Origin of the sequence: Vibrio sp. 10N.261.46.A3 (assembly GCF_041472995.1) — a bacterium.
Taxonomy (GTDB): domain Bacteria; phylum Pseudomonadota; class Gammaproteobacteria; order Enterobacterales; family Vibrionaceae; genus Vibrio; species Vibrio coralliirubri.
The window spans coordinates 1-15237 of record NZ_JBFRRH010000173.1 but is presented as its reverse complement, the minus strand read 5'-3'; the positions used below and the strand labels follow the sequence as shown (position 1 = coordinate 15237).

Sequence of the window (15237 nt, the reverse complement as noted above, 5' to 3'; positions counted from 1 at the left end):
GTTTTATATTTGATCAACTGCTGACTTCTTTGAGTTGACTGGTACTTATAAATTCAACAAGTCTATCCGTACATACATCGCTTACCAACTAAATAATCTAGACGATGAAGTAGATATTTCTACTGGCTTAGAAGGAAAAAGCGAAGACTCTCTTCGTTTAGGTGTACGCTACGACTTCTAATCTAAATCGACTTTAGATACAGACTAAAAAGGTTGGGCAATGGCTCAACCTTTTTTCATATTCAAATATTCTGACTGACTTCATCAATGCTTTTTCTGGTTAAGTGGTGCTAAATCCGTATCATAGGTGAACCACATCAAATAATTAGAAGCATCATGTCACAACACCATCCGATCCAAGGCGCTAGCTGGATGCTAACCGCAGGCCTAGCCTTTGCCGTTATTAATAGCCTAACTCAAATTGCTAGCATTCATTTCGGACTTACTTCTACCACCGTTGCCGTTATTCAATACGCCATCGCGTTGTTCGCTATTCTTCCTTATCTGAAAACGCTGGGCATTCGTCGCGCGCTAAAAACCAACAACCTCAAATTGCACGTATTCCGTGTCTTCTTGTCTGTTATTGGTATTCAACTTTGGATATGGGCACTGGCTTACCCAGTACCAATTTGGCAAGGCATTGCCCTTCTCATGACGTCGCCATTGTTTGCAACCATAGGTTCAGGGCTTTTCTTAAAAGAGAAAGTTGGGGTTGCTCGCTGGGGCGCAACCTTAGCCGGCTTCGTTGGTGCGATGGTCATTCTAGAGCCGTGGGCTGAAGATTTTAACTGGGCAACGTTATTACCAGTCGGTGCCGCTTTCTTCTGGGCATGCTACTCACTCATGGTGAAAAAGCTCTCTTCGCAAGACAGTCCTTCAACCATGGTGGTGTACCTGCTGCTATTAATCACACCATTTAACATCCTGCTTGCTGCGCCAGATTGGCAGACGCCAAGCGGCGGTACAATTTGGGCTATCTTGATTGTTATCGGTGTTATGACGGCACTCGCTCAATGGGCGATTGTAAAAGCCTACTCAGTCGCTGATGCTTCGTTTGTGCAACCTTTTGACCACGCAAAATTACCGCTAAATGTTTTAGCAGGTTGGATTGTGTTTAGTTGGGTTCCACCGGGTCGTTTATGGCTAGGGGCTGCTATTATTATTGCGTCAGTTGCATTTATAACGCACTGGGAAACCAAAAAACCTTCGAAAGTGAAGAAAGTTTAAGGTTGGTGAAATAAATAGTTCGACTGTCCGTTCTATATGGATAAGAGAATTCAAACGAGGCCGTAACCATGAAGAAACCAGTCAAGATTACACTATACCGTTGGGCGGGCAGCTGGGGTCCATTTAAAGTTAATATCCCATGTGGGGAATGTACCCTTACCAAAGACATTCTGAAGGATACTTTTGAGAATGAATTGGCCGATGTCGATGTCGAATTGGAAGTGAAAGATTGGTTGTCTCACTGGTGGGAGCCGCTAAAACTAGGCTCTTGGCACGCTCCAATCCTTGTTGTTGAAGGCAAGGTTGTCAGCCAAGGTGAAGCGCTTAATCGCGGTGTGTTAGTCCAATCCGTGATCAAAGAGTGGACCAAACGAGACAGCCTAAAAGGCAACATCGTTTATGGTAAGGCGACCTGCCCATTCTGTGTTAAAGCAAAGAAAATGTTGGATGAAGCGGGTGTTGAATACCAATACCACGATGTCGTAAAAGATAGCGCCGCTTTGTACCGTATGATTCCAGAGGTAAAAGCACACATTGGTGAGAAAACACCGGTCACCGTGCCGCAGATCTGGCTTGATGGTAAGTACATCGGTGGTGCCGATAACTTAGAAGCGTGGATGAAAGAGAATGGCTTAGATAGCATCCCTAATAATGTGGTCGACTTATCCAATCAATCTACTGGCTGAGTTCATTAAAAGCCATTAGTCAGAAGCTTAATTAATGTTTTTTGTGTCCATCCACAACAAAATAAAGCGATAACTTTCACCAATCGCTAAAACGAAAAAGGCCTTAAACTTCATCGAGTTTAAGGCCTTTTAAAATTCCGTTTTTGAAAATGCTTATTTAGCCATTTTCTTCATCATTCGCTTAAAGAACGATGGTTTCTTTGGCTTTGAAGTGCCGTACAATGCTTCGTGCATCATGTTTTTTGCTGCCATTTGACCAAGGTATGCGTGGCCTAGTTCGTAATTCATGCTTATCTCCGCACATAATCAACTTTCTTTAGCGCGGATTTTACACTTAAAACGCTCAAAAACAAGATTCAAATCACACTTTAATGCAATGTGAGCTATTAAATTGCAATAAGCCTAATTTTTCCTGTGTGCTAGTCAGCATTGTATATGTATATCAATGAGTTAACCTGAAGTCCGGTTTGGCCTTAATGCTCCATTCCTAATATCAATCCAAGACATTGGTTTAGACACTTATAAAAAAAGCAGCTCAAGAGAGCTGCTTTCTAAAATGCTTTACTGAGAAACCTAGCTGCGCTTTGGCTGTCTGTAAGTTTTACCGGCAATTTGGTATGTGTCTTTTTGCTTCAATTCAAACATCGTTTCAAAGAACCAAGCTGCAAATTTGATTAAGTCATCGCCTTCATTCATGACATGTTCGATGTACTCTTGCTCTTCGCCTTGTTCATTTTCTTGAAGCGTCACGTGGTAAATACGCTTTTCGCCTTCCACTTCAGCAAGTGCAAATTGACCAGTCAGTGATGCAGCAGCCTCAGCGACTTCTGTATCCTCATTGGATTTCAATAGCTCAAGCGCTTGAGGCAGGCCATCTAGTGCGCAGATAGCTTTTACCAGTACTTCAAATTCATTTTGCTGCATTTTGTTTTACCTATTCAATGGACCGAAGCATTGTAGAAAACCATCAGCACAAATACAACGTATTAACGATGGTGCGTTAAACGATAGTGAATTTAGTGTTTAGCTATATTCCACTTCAACAGTATCGCCTTTGTTGTTCATTTTGGTTGAAGACCAAAGCACTCCGCCCATGGCTGCGCCAATAATGAGGTAGAACACGCCTAACTGTAGATGAGTCGTGACCCAACTTTCTACTAGATACCCACCTAATATACCCGCTAAACACATCTGAATTGAGCCAGACAATGCCGACACTGCGCCCGCTTGTTTCTTATGAGGTTCTAATAACATGCTGATTGATAATGGGAACGAGATGCCTTGTGCTATCGCCAACCAAGTAAACGCCCAAACTAAGTTAAAGATGGATAACTCATGAGTAAGAAGCCAAGTTCCCGATGCCAAGATAATCAAAATAGCTAGGCTCATCAGTTGGGGCGTACTAAACCTACGATTGAGTAAGTTTAAAGCGACGCTACCTATCAGTAAGCCCGCCGAAGGAACAATCATCAATGAGCCATATTCAGCGGCGGTCAGCCCCAATTGCTCTTGCATTAAGAATGGAAACAACGACAGCGATACCAAACTCGCCATGTAGCTCATCCAGTTGTAGCTGGCACTGGTCAACACTTGGCGATTGGTCAACAAGCGCCCGTAGTTCTTCACTACTTGGCACGCATCAAAGCGGCTCTTTCCGTATGGCAAAGTTTCATGCAGAACAAAGTAACCCAGCGTAAATATCGCTAGTAGGTACAATAAAACGAACAGGAACACCGCCTGCCAACCGAGATGAAATGAAATCCAACCACCGAATACCGGCGCTATGATCGGCATGATCGACGCGGTGATCGAGATATAAGACAACGCTTTGGTAAACTGTGAACCATCATAGCTGTCACGAAGCACACTTCGCCCAAGAACCGAGGCACTCCCCGCCCCTAAACCTTGTAGCAAGCGACCAACCTCTAGCGCCGTCATATTGTCAGAAAACACAACACAAACGACTGTACCAATCAAATAAACACCCTGACCTAACAAGAAGATAGGTCTTCTTCCCACCGCATCGGACATCGGTCCGTAAAATAGCTGAGACAAGCCAAAACCCACCAGAAACAGCGTGACGAGCAGCTGTACATCTACTTGAGTAGCACTTAAATCAGAAGCGATTAACGGCAATGCAGGCAAGTAGATGCTCACACCCACCTGCCCCGTAGCAATAATCATCATTGATAAGAGTAACGGCGTTTTTTTAAAGGTCGATTGGCTCAAAAAATTCCCTATTCGTTTGATATTTGTTCATTAGATGAGTTTACATTCAAAACCAATAATTGATAATTAGCTAAATTGGAATTTTATTAAGTCCTAACAGGAAATAATATGGATTGGATTCTTAACGTAAAAAGCTATGTCAGAGTAGTGGAAGAAGGTAGCTTCAATGGTGCTGCTCGAAAACTTAACACCACCAGCTCAGCGATCAGCAAAAGAGTGAACTGGTTAGAAGAGCGCATCGGCACCCAACTATTAAAGCGCACCACACGCTCAATTAGTCAAACTGAAGCTGGCGCGCTCTTTTACCTGCGAGCCAAAGATCAGCTCGACAATTGGCAGTCCATAATTGATGAGACACGCTCGGTTAACCAAACCCCAGCAGGCCTGTTAAAGATAGGCGCAACGATAGCAGTTGGCTCTAAGTTTCTCGTGCAATACATGGACGACTTCTTAGAAAAGTATCCGGACATTAAGGTGCAGCTGATCACGACCACGCCAGGGCAATTACCAGAACTGGGCTTGGATCTGGTGATCAGCCGTGAACTGGAACAGCTCAACTCTTTAAGCTTCAAGAAAACACCGCTGTTTGAACACAAAGCCAGCTTCTATGCAGCGCCAAGCTATTTAGCTAAACATGGTTACCCCGCCAACGAGCAAGACTTAGAACAACACAACTCTTTGATTTGGGGAGAGCGCCCTACCCGAGAAGTCACACTCACCAAAGGGCAACGCATTACTCTCAATGGTAACTTTGCTACCACCAATCCAGAGGCTTTGTTTCATGCTGCGAAGCGAGGAATGGGCGTACTGTTAACCATCAAAGCGATGATCAAAGAGGATCTAAAACAAGGGACATTAGTTCCAGTATTGCCAAATATTACTGCCGACGAAGTGATGGTTTACGCGTACTACCCTAAGCTTGATTACTCGCACACGCGAACCAAGCTCTTTTTGGACCATCTGAAAGATAGACTAGACAAAGAGCGTAGCACACAAGCTCTGTGAAATAAGTCACATTTTAATTTGAAAAGTTATACAACACGGCCAATAATAAACTTGACGCATATAGATTATACAAGTTCGCACATATACAAGATAATACGTATACCGCTTACACAGTGAATCTAGTTAACTAGGGATGGTGACTATGACTCAACATACGCACAATAGCATGATAGACACAGAGCGCATTGGCCGTTTGCTGAAATTGGAAGGTATCGACCTTTTAGAGTCAGCTGTGCTTACTTTACATCAGACCTTTGATACTCAATACACTAGCATCATTGAGAAGAAGTACTTCCCTGACCAAACCGTTCCTTTGGTGATCGCCCATTCTGATCATGTATTGCATGACAAAATCAATGCGCGCCATGGTCACATCTACCAACAAGCCGTCAACCAAAGACACCCAGATTGCTCGTTTGCTCAGTACGTCGTCCAGTCATTGCCGACATCGGCATTTAGGCAGGAAATCACCTCACAAAACTCCATCGCGATCCCGACTCGAACTCAAAGTGGCGAAGTGATGGGCGTGTTGTTTTCAACATTCACCTCGCCTCTTAGCCCTGCTCAGCAACAAGACGTGATAAAGCACCATCAATTGTTCGCCGACATCATCATCCACACCTTACGTGAAATGTGGTTTAACGATCGTTCCGAGCAACTGGTGAATCAACTCAGTTATGAGGTGTCACACGACAGCCTAACCGGGTTACTCAACCGAAGCTGTCTATCCGATACCTTAGAGTCTATTACTCAACAGAGCGTCACTCCGTTTACATTGGCTTTACTCGATATCAATAGCTTCAAAGCCATTAATGACATGCACGGCAATTATATTGGCGATAAAGTACTTCAATTTGTCGCAGAAACCTTGCGGAGAACCTTACCCGAAAGCAACCTGACTTTCCGGACTGCTGGCAACGAGTTCGCCTTCATTACCTATCACTCTGACCCGATAGCGGTGTGCGAGCAGATACTGGCAAAAATTAAGCAAGGCTATAGCAGCGTTGATATTAAGATAGATTTGGAACTCAGCATTGGAATTGCCAGTTCGGACGGAGACAACAAAGACGTTGAACAGATCATATTCAACACTAGCTTGGCGCTTAAAGAGTGTAAACACAGCCAAGATACTCATATTCAATGTTATGACACCCACTTGAGATCTCGCTACCAAAGAAAAACCGAGCTAATTGCAGCGCTGCGAAATGAACTCGAAAACCCGATTTCACAAAGCTATATCCCCGATAGCAATGAAATGTACGTAGTTGTCCAACCCATTGTGGGCCAAGGCGAAACGCAATGGGAATATTTCGAGGTACTGACTCGCTGGAAGACCGCCAGACACGGTGACATATCGCCTGTGGAGTTCATTCAAGTGGCTGAAGAGTCTGGGCTGATTGTCGAGCTAGGTGAGCGTATTATTGAGTTAGTGTGCCGCGCTAAAACCACATTAGAACAAGGCTTAGGTTACAAGGTTAAGCTTGGAATAAACTGTTCTGCTCATGAGCTTACCGACTCGAAACGCTATATTTCCTATCTCACACGAACCATTGAACAGCATCACTTTAAAGCTGATGAGTTTGTTATTGAGTTAACCGAGACGGTGCTGTTATCTCCAACCCAAGAGACAAAGTCGGCACTTAACTTTTTGAGAGGGCAAGGCTTCACTATTGCGCTCGATGACTTCGGTACGGGTTACTCCAGTTTGAACTACATTCACAGCTACCCTATCGATTGCATTAAAATTGACGCCACCTTTATCCGTAATTTGCTGACCAACTCAACCTCAGAAAGCGTTGTTTGGCTGATTATCCAGCTTGCTCACAGACTCGATGTGTCTTTGGTTGCGGAAGGCGTAGAGAAGCGTGAGCAATTAGAAAAGCTGCACTCAATGGGATGTGACAAGATACAAGGATACCTCTACTCACCACCCATGCGACCTGAAGCTATCGTCAGCTATGTTACTCATTCTGAGCCTTTGGCTTAAACCGCTATCCTTGAATTGACCTAGTATCAAAAAACCGCGAGGTCATGACTCTACTCGGAGTGATGCTCTCGCGGTTCTAATTATGCTTGATGAATAACAACCTTATTCTGGGGTATCTCAAAGAGTCTAACTAGCTGTTATTAGATTGGGCTTCTAAAGCGACCTTTAACAGCTTATCTGCTTCATCTCTTGAAGCTACAAACGTCGCTTTTTCCTTTTTCGGCACAGAATCTGCCATCGGGATATTTGCTGTCATTGCATTGACAGGACGACCACGTTCAATCAGTTCGTAGTGCAAGTGTGCACCTGTCACTCGGCCCGTTTTGCCAGACAAACCAATACGCTGTCCACGAGATACCGTTTGTCCTTTACGAACGAGGATCTTACTCAAATGTAGGTAACGTGTTTTGTATGTGCTGCCGTGTTGAATGACCACGTAGTTACCCGCATATGGGTGCTTACGCGTCATAATCACTTTACCATCACCCGTTGCTTGAACCGGCGTACCAACTGGCGTCGCGAAATCTGTACCGTTGTGCGGTGAAATGCGGCCAGTCACAGGGTGTAAGCGCTTAGGGTTAAACTGAGAACTTTGGCGCCAGCTACTGCTCACAGGGTAACGTTGGAAAGCACGTTGTAAGCTATCGCCATTAGCATCGTAATATTGTCCGTCAGTGTGTAAGTACGCTGACACAACGCGGTTACGATTCATGATCTTAATTGCTTCAATTTCACGTTTTCCGGTTGCAACACCATCAACATATTGCGCTTTTTGAAGCACTTCAAACTGATCGCCAGCACGCAGGTCTCGGCTAAAGTTCAGCTTATCTTTAAGAAGAGTCACAATATGGTCAATCTCAAGACTGCTCAGGCCAACCTTGTTCGCCGACATAGAGAAGCTGCCTTGAATATCACCCACTAAAGGTTTTTGCTTCCATTCACCCGGAATAGAGATGTCTTCGAATTCGTAGCTGCCGTCATCAAGCAGTCTATAAACCACTTTGTCTGCGACGCTAAATTGAAGTTCCATTTTAGAAAGGTCGCCGGTCGCTTCATCACGCCAAAAGCGTAATGTATTACCCGGACGAAGCGTATCTAAAGCAAGGAAGTTCAAATCGGTTTCCATCACGCTCATCATCGATTTATAAGAAAATCCAAGTTGCGTGAAGATGCTACTCAAGTTATCGCCAGATTGAATTTGATACTCAAATGTCGGCGGCTCAATAACGGTAACAGAAGATGGTGACAGAATTGACTCAATAACGGTTGAGTCTGGTAGATCAAGTTCGATCGTTTTCGTCAGGTTTGATTGCGAAGATTGCAGAGCAACTCCAATCGCTGCAATAAGCGGCAGTCCTAAAATAGCTACTTTTTTTACAGGTGAAAGCTCGGCAAACGGAGAGGAAAATATTTTTGAATACACGGTAAACAGGTCTTTCTACGATATAAAGGCATAGGATATGCTTTTCAAACGCATAAATCATCAATGCATTGTCATAATATGATGTGAATCTGCCCAACTTAGCCTAAGTCATTGAGTTGCCGTAGATGAGGGCCACTCAACAAGAAATAAAATTAACCGCTAAATTTAAAAATAAAAAAGCAGAAACGGCTAGTTTCTGCTTTCTATTGGTTGACCTTATCCCGTTTCGAATAATTAATAAACGAAGCGAATTAGTCGCTGATTTTAAGACAAAGACTATGCGTTAACCGTCGACACTAGGCAGTTGTCTTCACCAAACTCATTAGGGATGTAACGGTCAGCGTTCGCATCGTTCACCCATTGTTGGTCATCAACTAGGTAGCGGAATTGAAACTCGCCATCTTTAGGTAGACGAGTTTTAAACTTGTAAACCTTCCCTTTGGCCAGTTTTTTCATTGGGGTGGCTTTCCAATCAAGAAAGTCAGCAACGATGGATACAGAGTTCGCTTCCTGAGCTTCTAGCTCGAAGGTCACTTCAACTTCATCTTTCGTCTTAAAAAAACGTTTATTAATCATTCGCAAGCTCCATTTGTAAAAATAAGCGGACACAAAGCTAAGTGTGTCTAAATTTCATTCATCTAACTAAGATAATATGTAATTTGGCTCACATAAACAACAGATCCTTACATTTACGAAAACGTTATTGCTTACCAATTGATTGCGTATCAAAAGAAAAGCTCATTAACACCTTTTCAGAAGGGGGTTCTGCAAATGATTGTTCCGAAGAATGCTGAGTAAAGCCGATAAAACCTTCCCCAGTGAGTTTATTCTGTGATTGCGAATCTGACTGCTGAGCGACCTCCAATGTTTGAATTCGTATACGGTCGCCCAGAAAAAGTTGGTCGACTAACACCACACGGCTTCGCTGCTGGTCATGTTTAAAAAGGCCAAGATAATAGAAAACACCGCTGCCTTGGTTAGATATCCACATCGGCGCGACAAAGAAACTCGCCTCGCCCAGCGTAACGGCTGAAAGATTATTGGTGTCTACCGTTACCATACCGCGCTCAACACCTGAGTCATAGCGTCCAAACGCGATGGCTCTAGGCTCATCAACTTCATTGATAAAAGCGTAGGCGTTAGTTTCAGGAACTTTAATTGTCCATGGGTTGGTCGTCTTCAAATCAAAAACGGCTTCTACGACTGGGTCATAACTCACTTGAGAAGAAGGAAACTTAGCCAAGATCTCTTCATCACTTAAGCTAAAGCGATAAATACCCGCTACTATCACCACAACCAGCATGACAATTGGAATCAGTAGAATCAGGGGAATAGGTAAGATTTTCTTTTTCATGGGCAATTATATTCTTTTGTTTTCATCCAGTTGTGCAGACCATAAAGGGCTTTAGTATAATTATCAATACAGGGTTAACCAGAAGTGGAGCATGGATGGATATCAATCATATTAAAGATAGAAATATCAGAAGTTGCGAATGCCGCTGTGGAGCAGTCAACCTAGTATGCCGAGGCGAACCTCAACGCACCTCTGTCTGCCATTGCTATGAGTGTCAGAAACGCACCGGAAGTGTGTTCGGCGTTCAGGCACGGTTCCCAATAGAACAAGTCACACTCAGCGGTGAAGTGACCTCTTTCTCACGCATCAGCGATACGGGTAATGAAGTCACCTATCAGTTTTGCCCCAAGTGTGGCACAACCATGCTTTTGCAGTCGGTTGCCGCCGCCGATTTTTATATCGTCCCGCTCGGATTATTTAAAGAGCAAGACTTCCCACTGCCGAGCTTTTCGGTTTATGAAGAACGCAAACACGGTTGGGTTAAGTTCGACCACCAAATGAGCCATTACAGCTAGTTTGTCATTGAGCGTTATCTTTACCTCGTTATTGACCGTTATCTTTATATCGCAACAGTATTAAAACAAACTGCAATACTGTTGCCTAAGATCAAATATCAACGCTCCACAGCGCTAGCGTATCTTTTGTCTAGCGTTATAATCTTGCTCCTCTATTTAACCCAGGGTGAACCACATGATTTCTAAGCTACCTCGCTGGGTTGAATACGGCGCCCTTTTGTTAGCTGGTCTTGCTGGCAGTGTTAATGCTATCGGCTTACTTGGCTTCCAACATCAAGCTATCTCCCATATCTCCGGCACCATGTCTTTGCTAGGCAGTAGCCTGCTTACACCGACCTCGGCTTCTGTTCACCTCCTATTGGTGATCATGAGCTTCATGTTAGGTGCGGCGTTCAGCGGGTTCTTTATTGAAAACCAAGCATTGAAGTTAGGACGCCGTTACGGTGTTGCGCTATGTATTGAGGGGGGATTGCTGTTTTTGGCGCTGTGGACACTGTTGCAAGGCTATACTTCAGGTCAGTATTTCGCTTCAGCCGCGTGTGGTTTGCAGAACGCGATGATCACCACTTACAGCGGGGCGATCATTAGAACAACACACATGAGTGGGATCATTACCGATCTGGGGATCATGATTGGTGCTCGCTTAAAGGGGATGCCTTTTGACCGCCGTAAAGCCAAACTACTGATGTTCATTGTGGTTGGCTTCCTGTTTGGCGGCTTAAGTGGCGCTTGTCTGTTCCAACGCTTCGAAATCTTGGCATTGGCTTTCCCAGCCTCTTTCGCCTTCATTATTGCGTTTAGCTACTGGTTATACTTGACCTATCGAACTGAAACCCCAGTCAATTTATAAATATCTGGCAATATAACCTCAAACTACGTAACATCCGCAACACTTTATTCTAAACTCTTAATACGTTGCAGAATAACCAGCATGAATATTTAGCGATATTTGATGAATAGTATTGCAAGCGATATTAATACTGGGTAATCTTGCACCCAATGAGAAAATACGGACGTTTAGTGAATAAAAATGCCAAGGATGTGGCTTTTTTACGTGTAGAAATTCGAGAACAATAACATGTCTAACAACACGAATACTGCTCAAACAGAGAAATCTAAAGGCAGTTTCTGGGTTTTCTTAATCCCATCATTGATTGGTTTATTCCTTTTCATGGCACCCATCAGCTATCAAGGCGATCTAACCATCCCTGTAGCTATCTTAGCCAAATCAATTCAAGCGGTTTTCGGTGAATATCTAGTCCCTATCATCACTGCGATCGTTGCCTTCATGTCTGTAGCTTCAGTTTTAAGCACCATTTTTAAGCCTACATTCATTACATCAAATTCATTTTTAAACGGCCTTTTCAACCCATCTCCATTGTGGTTGCTGGTTCGTTTAATTGGTGGTGCTGCAGCCGTTATGGCTTTCTTCCAAGTTGGCCCTGAGGTTATTTGGGAAGAAAACACCGGTGGTCTGGTTCTAGAAGGTCTGCTTCCGACACTGTTCTCAGTATTCATCTTTGCAGGTTTGCTACTGCCGCTTCTACTTAACTTTGGCCTACTAGAGCTGTTTGGCACGCTACTAAGTAAAATCATGCGCCCAATCTTCAACCTACCAGGCCGCAGTGCGATTGACTGTATGGCTTCTTGGTTAGGTGACGGCAGCGTGGGTATCCTGCTTACAAGCAAACAGTACGAGAAGAAATTCTACACTCAGCGTGAAGCAGCGGTTGTTGGTACGACTTTCTCAGCAGTATCTATCACATTCAGTCTTGTGGTTATTGCTCAGGTAGAACTAGAGCACCTATTCCTACCTTTCTACGCAGCAATCTGTTTAGCGGGTATTGTGGCAGCGGTAATCATCCCTCGCCTTCCACCACTAAGCATGAAGAAAGATACTTTCATTGATGGCAGCAAGCCGCACAAAGACGCTGACGCTATCCCAGCGGGTCACTCAACATTCTCTTGGGGTCTTGAGCTAGCGGTAAGCAAAGCATCACAAGTTAAGTCTGCTAAGTCAGTATTTGCTGAAGGCATCCGTAACGCCGTGGACATGGTCTTTGGCGTACTGCCTGTTGTTATGGGCCTTGGTACGATGGCGCTGGTTATTGCGGAATACACTTCTGTATTCTCATTCCTAGGTCAGCCTTTCATTCCATTCCTAGAGCTACTTGGTGTTCCTGAAGCGGTTGCAGCATCTGAAACGATTGTTGTTGGTTTTGCGGATATGTTTATTCCTGCAATTCTTGCCGCTTCTATTGACAACGAGATGACTCGCTTTGTTATTGCAGCAATGTCGGTTACTCAACTGATCTACATGTCTGAAGTGGGCGCTCTGCTTCTAGGCAGTAAGATTCCAGTGAACATCTTAGAACTGTTTATTATCTTTATTCTGCGTACGTTAATTACGCTTCCAGTTATCGCTGGTGTAGCGCATCTAATATTCTAAATTAGATGTTACTTATATAACTCAATAAAGATTCAGTTTATAAAGCCTCACTTTTGTGGGGCTTTTTATTTGCGAAAAATATATACACAGTATTATTTGGAGTTCAATCAATTTATAAGTTCTGCATATCATTCGATTTCATATCGTTTATTCACCCCGCCTCTTGTTAATAGAAAACTGAACGCATAACTATCAAATTAATACATTCTTAATTCCCCCTTAAACTACGTCTAGCCCCATTCCCCAACTCATTGAACCAAATACTAAAAGTAACAAATATGTGATTTAGTGAATTTTGTATTGTTTAGGTTGTTGTATTTTTGTAGTCTATTTTGTGAAATTACATTCAAGTAAAATTCAATCGAGTCGATATATATAATTACAAAAACACGATTAACTTTAGTCTTCGCAAAGCCTGTGAGAAGGGGAAAACTCAATGAAATTTAGCCATAAGGTGGTTGCTGCATCATCAGCCTTGCTGCTAGTGACAGTATCATTGCTTTCAATACAACAACTTTACACTGTAAGAAGTGCAGTAGAAAACCACGTCAATGCGAGCCTAGAAGAGATGGTCTCGGGCGTGAAAAATACCGTCGTATCGGAGATGAACGCCAAGAAAGCGTTGGCTCAATCGACGACTGAAGTCATCGAGATCAACCCTGAAGATCGCGCTTACGTTAAAGAAATCCTAGAAAAGCCAAAGCTTAAAAACAGCTTCCTAGCGGTTGGTTTTGGTTATGAAGCAAACGGTTTCGTTATTGAAAATGATGATGGTTGGGATGCAGGTCCAGATTACGACCCGCGAATTCGTCCTTGGTACATTGATGCTAAATCCAAAAACAGTTTAGTTGTTACCGCTCCTTATGTGGATGCATCGAGTAAGAAAGTCATCATCTCTGTGGGGACGCCAGTTAAAGACAATGGACGCTTCACTGCAGGTATGTTCTACGACCTAGAACTGACGAACCTTGCTACCTTGGTCAACCAAGTGAACTTGTTTGATGCGGGTTACCTGTTCCTAGTAACAGCGGACGGCACCACGATTGCTCACCCGAATGCGAAAAACAACGGTGAAACGCTTTCGAGCTACATGCCTCAAGCGACTATTCGTGAAGGCTCTCAAGAAATTGAAGTCGACGGCAAAATGTTCCTAGTTAACTTCACCCACATCCCAAGTGAAGATTGGTACATCGGTGCCATCCTTGATGAAGAGATCGCTTTCCAAACGGTTGAAGAATTGAAGAACAGCTCAATGATCTACTCATTGATTGCGGTGATTCTAAGCATCATTGCTCTAACAGTTCTGATTCGTGTGTTAATGCGTCCACTGGATGCACTTAACCAAGCCATTCAAGACGTAGCAAGCGGACAAGGTGACTTAACTAAACGCCTAGATACCAACACAGACAAAGAGTTCTCTGATCTAGCGAAAGGCTTCAATACCTTTACCGAAAATCTGCAAAATCAGATCATTCAATCGAAAGCGATTGGTGTTGAGATTAAACGCGGTACTGAGATCACAGTGAAAGGTGCGGGCGAGTCAGCGAAAGCAATGAATACCCAGCTGCAAGAGCTTGAACAGTTAGCGACTGCAATGAACGAGATGGCGGTTACTGCAACTGAAGTTGCAAACAATGCTCAAGGCGCAGCAGCGGCAGCCCGTGAAGCAGACGAAGCAACGCTAGACGGCACATCTGTCGTAAGCGACACCACTCAAGCGATTGATAACCTTTCAGCACGTATCGACCAAGCGGTTGCCGAAGTACAAGTACTTGAATCAGCAACAGCCAACATCGAAACGATTCTAAAAGTAATCAACGATATTGCAGACCAAACCAACCTACTGGCATTGAATGCGGCTATTGAAGCGGCGCGTGCTGGTGAGTCAGGCCGTGGTTTCGCAGTCGTTGCCGATGAAGTTCGCACTCTGGCGCAACGTACTCAAGAATCGACTACTGAAATCCGCAACATGATCGAGCAGCTCCAAGCGGGTGCAAGCTCAGTATCGAACGCGATGAACCAAAGTAAAGACACAGCCACTGACGCCGTTGAACGCGCTCAGCAAGCGAACTCTTCACTTGACCGTATCCGTGACGCGATTCAACGCATCTCAGATATGAACATCCAGATTGCTTCAGCGGCAGAAGAGCAGAGCTTGGTAGCGGAAGAGATCAATAACAACACAGTTAAGATCAAAGACCTTTCAACACAAGTGTCCAACGCAGCTCAAGAAGCGAACACAGCAATGCAGGTTCAAACGGACAATGTTCGCCAACAAGACGAGCTATTGAACAAGTTTACGGTTTAATCGCTTTACCGTTGAACTAACACTCTGTTTAGTAACGCGGATTTCAGTAGCCAG

14 protein-coding genes and 1 pseudogene are annotated in these 15237 nt (G+C 43.9%); 9 read left to right on the top strand and 6 right to left on the bottom strand.

The window, feature by feature from the left end; translation table 11 throughout:
* Positions 1-16: 16 nt before the first annotated feature.
* The 3 genes and pseudogenes from AB4484_RS26180 to AB4484_RS26170 all read left to right on the top strand — a co-directional run.
* Positions 17-181 (top strand): annotated as a pseudogene (locus tag AB4484_RS26180) (porin); the annotation flags it as partial.
* A gap of 155 nt (positions 182-336) precedes the next feature.
* Positions 337-1227, top strand: a complete 891-nt coding sequence (locus AB4484_RS26175; protein WP_372080990.1) for a DMT family transporter — start codon at positions 337-339, stop codon at positions 1225-1227.
* A gap of 68 nt (positions 1228-1295) precedes the next feature.
* The gene (locus AB4484_RS26170) at positions 1296-1913 is read left to right on the top strand and encodes a glutaredoxin domain-containing protein (protein ID WP_048614761.1); all 618 of its coding nucleotides are present in this window, start codon (positions 1296-1298) and stop codon (positions 1911-1913) included.
* Positions 1914-2066: 153 nt separating this feature from the next.
* Here the strand turns inward: AB4484_RS26170 and AB4484_RS26165 are convergent, their stop codons facing one another.
* The 3 genes from AB4484_RS26165 to AB4484_RS26155 form a co-directional block, all read right to left on the bottom strand.
* Positions 2067-2201, bottom strand: a complete 135-nt coding sequence (locus AB4484_RS26165) for a hypothetical protein (protein WP_010431176.1) — start codon at positions 2199-2201, stop codon at positions 2067-2069.
* 285 nt (positions 2202-2486) lie between these two features.
* Positions 2487-2837 (bottom strand): hypothetical protein, encoded by a 351-nt coding sequence (locus AB4484_RS26160; protein ID WP_017057980.1) that lies wholly within the window; start codon positions 2835-2837, stop codon positions 2487-2489.
* A 99-nt stretch (positions 2838-2936) separates the two neighbouring features.
* Positions 2937-4142 (bottom strand): multidrug effflux MFS transporter, encoded by a 1206-nt coding sequence (locus AB4484_RS26155; RefSeq protein WP_372080989.1) that lies wholly within the window; start codon positions 4140-4142, stop codon positions 2937-2939.
* A 108-nt stretch (positions 4143-4250) separates the two neighbouring features.
* On the opposite strand from AB4484_RS26155, the gene AB4484_RS26150 reads away from it, so the two are divergent.
* Together AB4484_RS26150 and AB4484_RS26145 are read left to right on the top strand one after the other, a co-directional pair.
* Positions 4251-5147 (top strand): LysR family transcriptional regulator, encoded by an 897-nt coding sequence (locus AB4484_RS26150; protein ID WP_017062741.1) that lies wholly within the window; start codon positions 4251-4253, stop codon positions 5145-5147.
* 142 nt (positions 5148-5289) lie between these two features.
* Complete coding sequence (locus AB4484_RS26145) at positions 5290-7134, top strand: putative bifunctional diguanylate cyclase/phosphodiesterase (RefSeq protein ID WP_372080988.1); 1845 nt, start codon at positions 5290-5292, stop codon at positions 7132-7134.
* 130 nt (positions 7135-7264) lie between these two features.
* Here the strand turns inward: AB4484_RS26145 and AB4484_RS26140 are convergent, their stop codons facing one another.
* From AB4484_RS26140 to AB4484_RS26130, 3 genes are all read right to left on the bottom strand, one after another.
* A complete protein-coding gene (locus tag AB4484_RS26140) occupies positions 7265-8557 on the bottom strand; it encodes a peptidoglycan DD-metalloendopeptidase family protein (protein WP_050632898.1) in 1293 nt (430 codons plus the stop codon).
* Between the two features lie 276 nt (positions 8558-8833).
* Complete coding sequence (locus tag AB4484_RS26135; RefSeq protein WP_009845720.1) at positions 8834-9133, bottom strand: isoamylase early set domain-containing protein; 300 nt, start codon at positions 9131-9133, stop codon at positions 8834-8836.
* 124 nt (positions 9134-9257) lie between these two features.
* On the bottom strand, positions 9258-9911 hold the full coding sequence (locus AB4484_RS26130) for a hypothetical protein (protein ID WP_372080987.1): 654 nt from the start codon (positions 9909-9911) through the stop codon (positions 9258-9260).
* A gap of 32 nt (positions 9912-9943) precedes the next feature.
* Between AB4484_RS26130 and AB4484_RS26125 the strand changes: the two genes are divergently transcribed.
* The 4 genes from AB4484_RS26125 to AB4484_RS26110 all read left to right on the top strand — a co-directional run bounded on the left by AB4484_RS26125 (position 9944) and on the right by AB4484_RS26110 (position 15183).
* Complete coding sequence (locus tag AB4484_RS26125) at positions 9944-10426, top strand: GFA family protein (protein WP_248365719.1); 483 nt, start codon at positions 9944-9946, stop codon at positions 10424-10426.
* Positions 10427-10601: 175 nt separating this feature from the next.
* Positions 10602-11276 (top strand): YoaK family protein, encoded by a 675-nt coding sequence (locus AB4484_RS26120; RefSeq protein WP_048610715.1) that lies wholly within the window; start codon positions 10602-10604, stop codon positions 11274-11276.
* A gap of 228 nt (positions 11277-11504) precedes the next feature.
* Positions 11505-12875: a YjiH family protein gene (locus tag AB4484_RS26115; RefSeq protein ID WP_048609722.1), complete on the top strand. Its 1371-nt coding sequence runs from the start codon at positions 11505-11507 to the stop codon at positions 12873-12875.
* 436 nt (positions 12876-13311) lie between these two features.
* Complete coding sequence (locus tag AB4484_RS26110; protein ID WP_048610713.1) at positions 13312-15183, top strand: methyl-accepting chemotaxis protein; 1872 nt, start codon at positions 13312-13314, stop codon at positions 15181-15183.
* Positions 15184-15237: the final 54 nt, after the last annotated feature.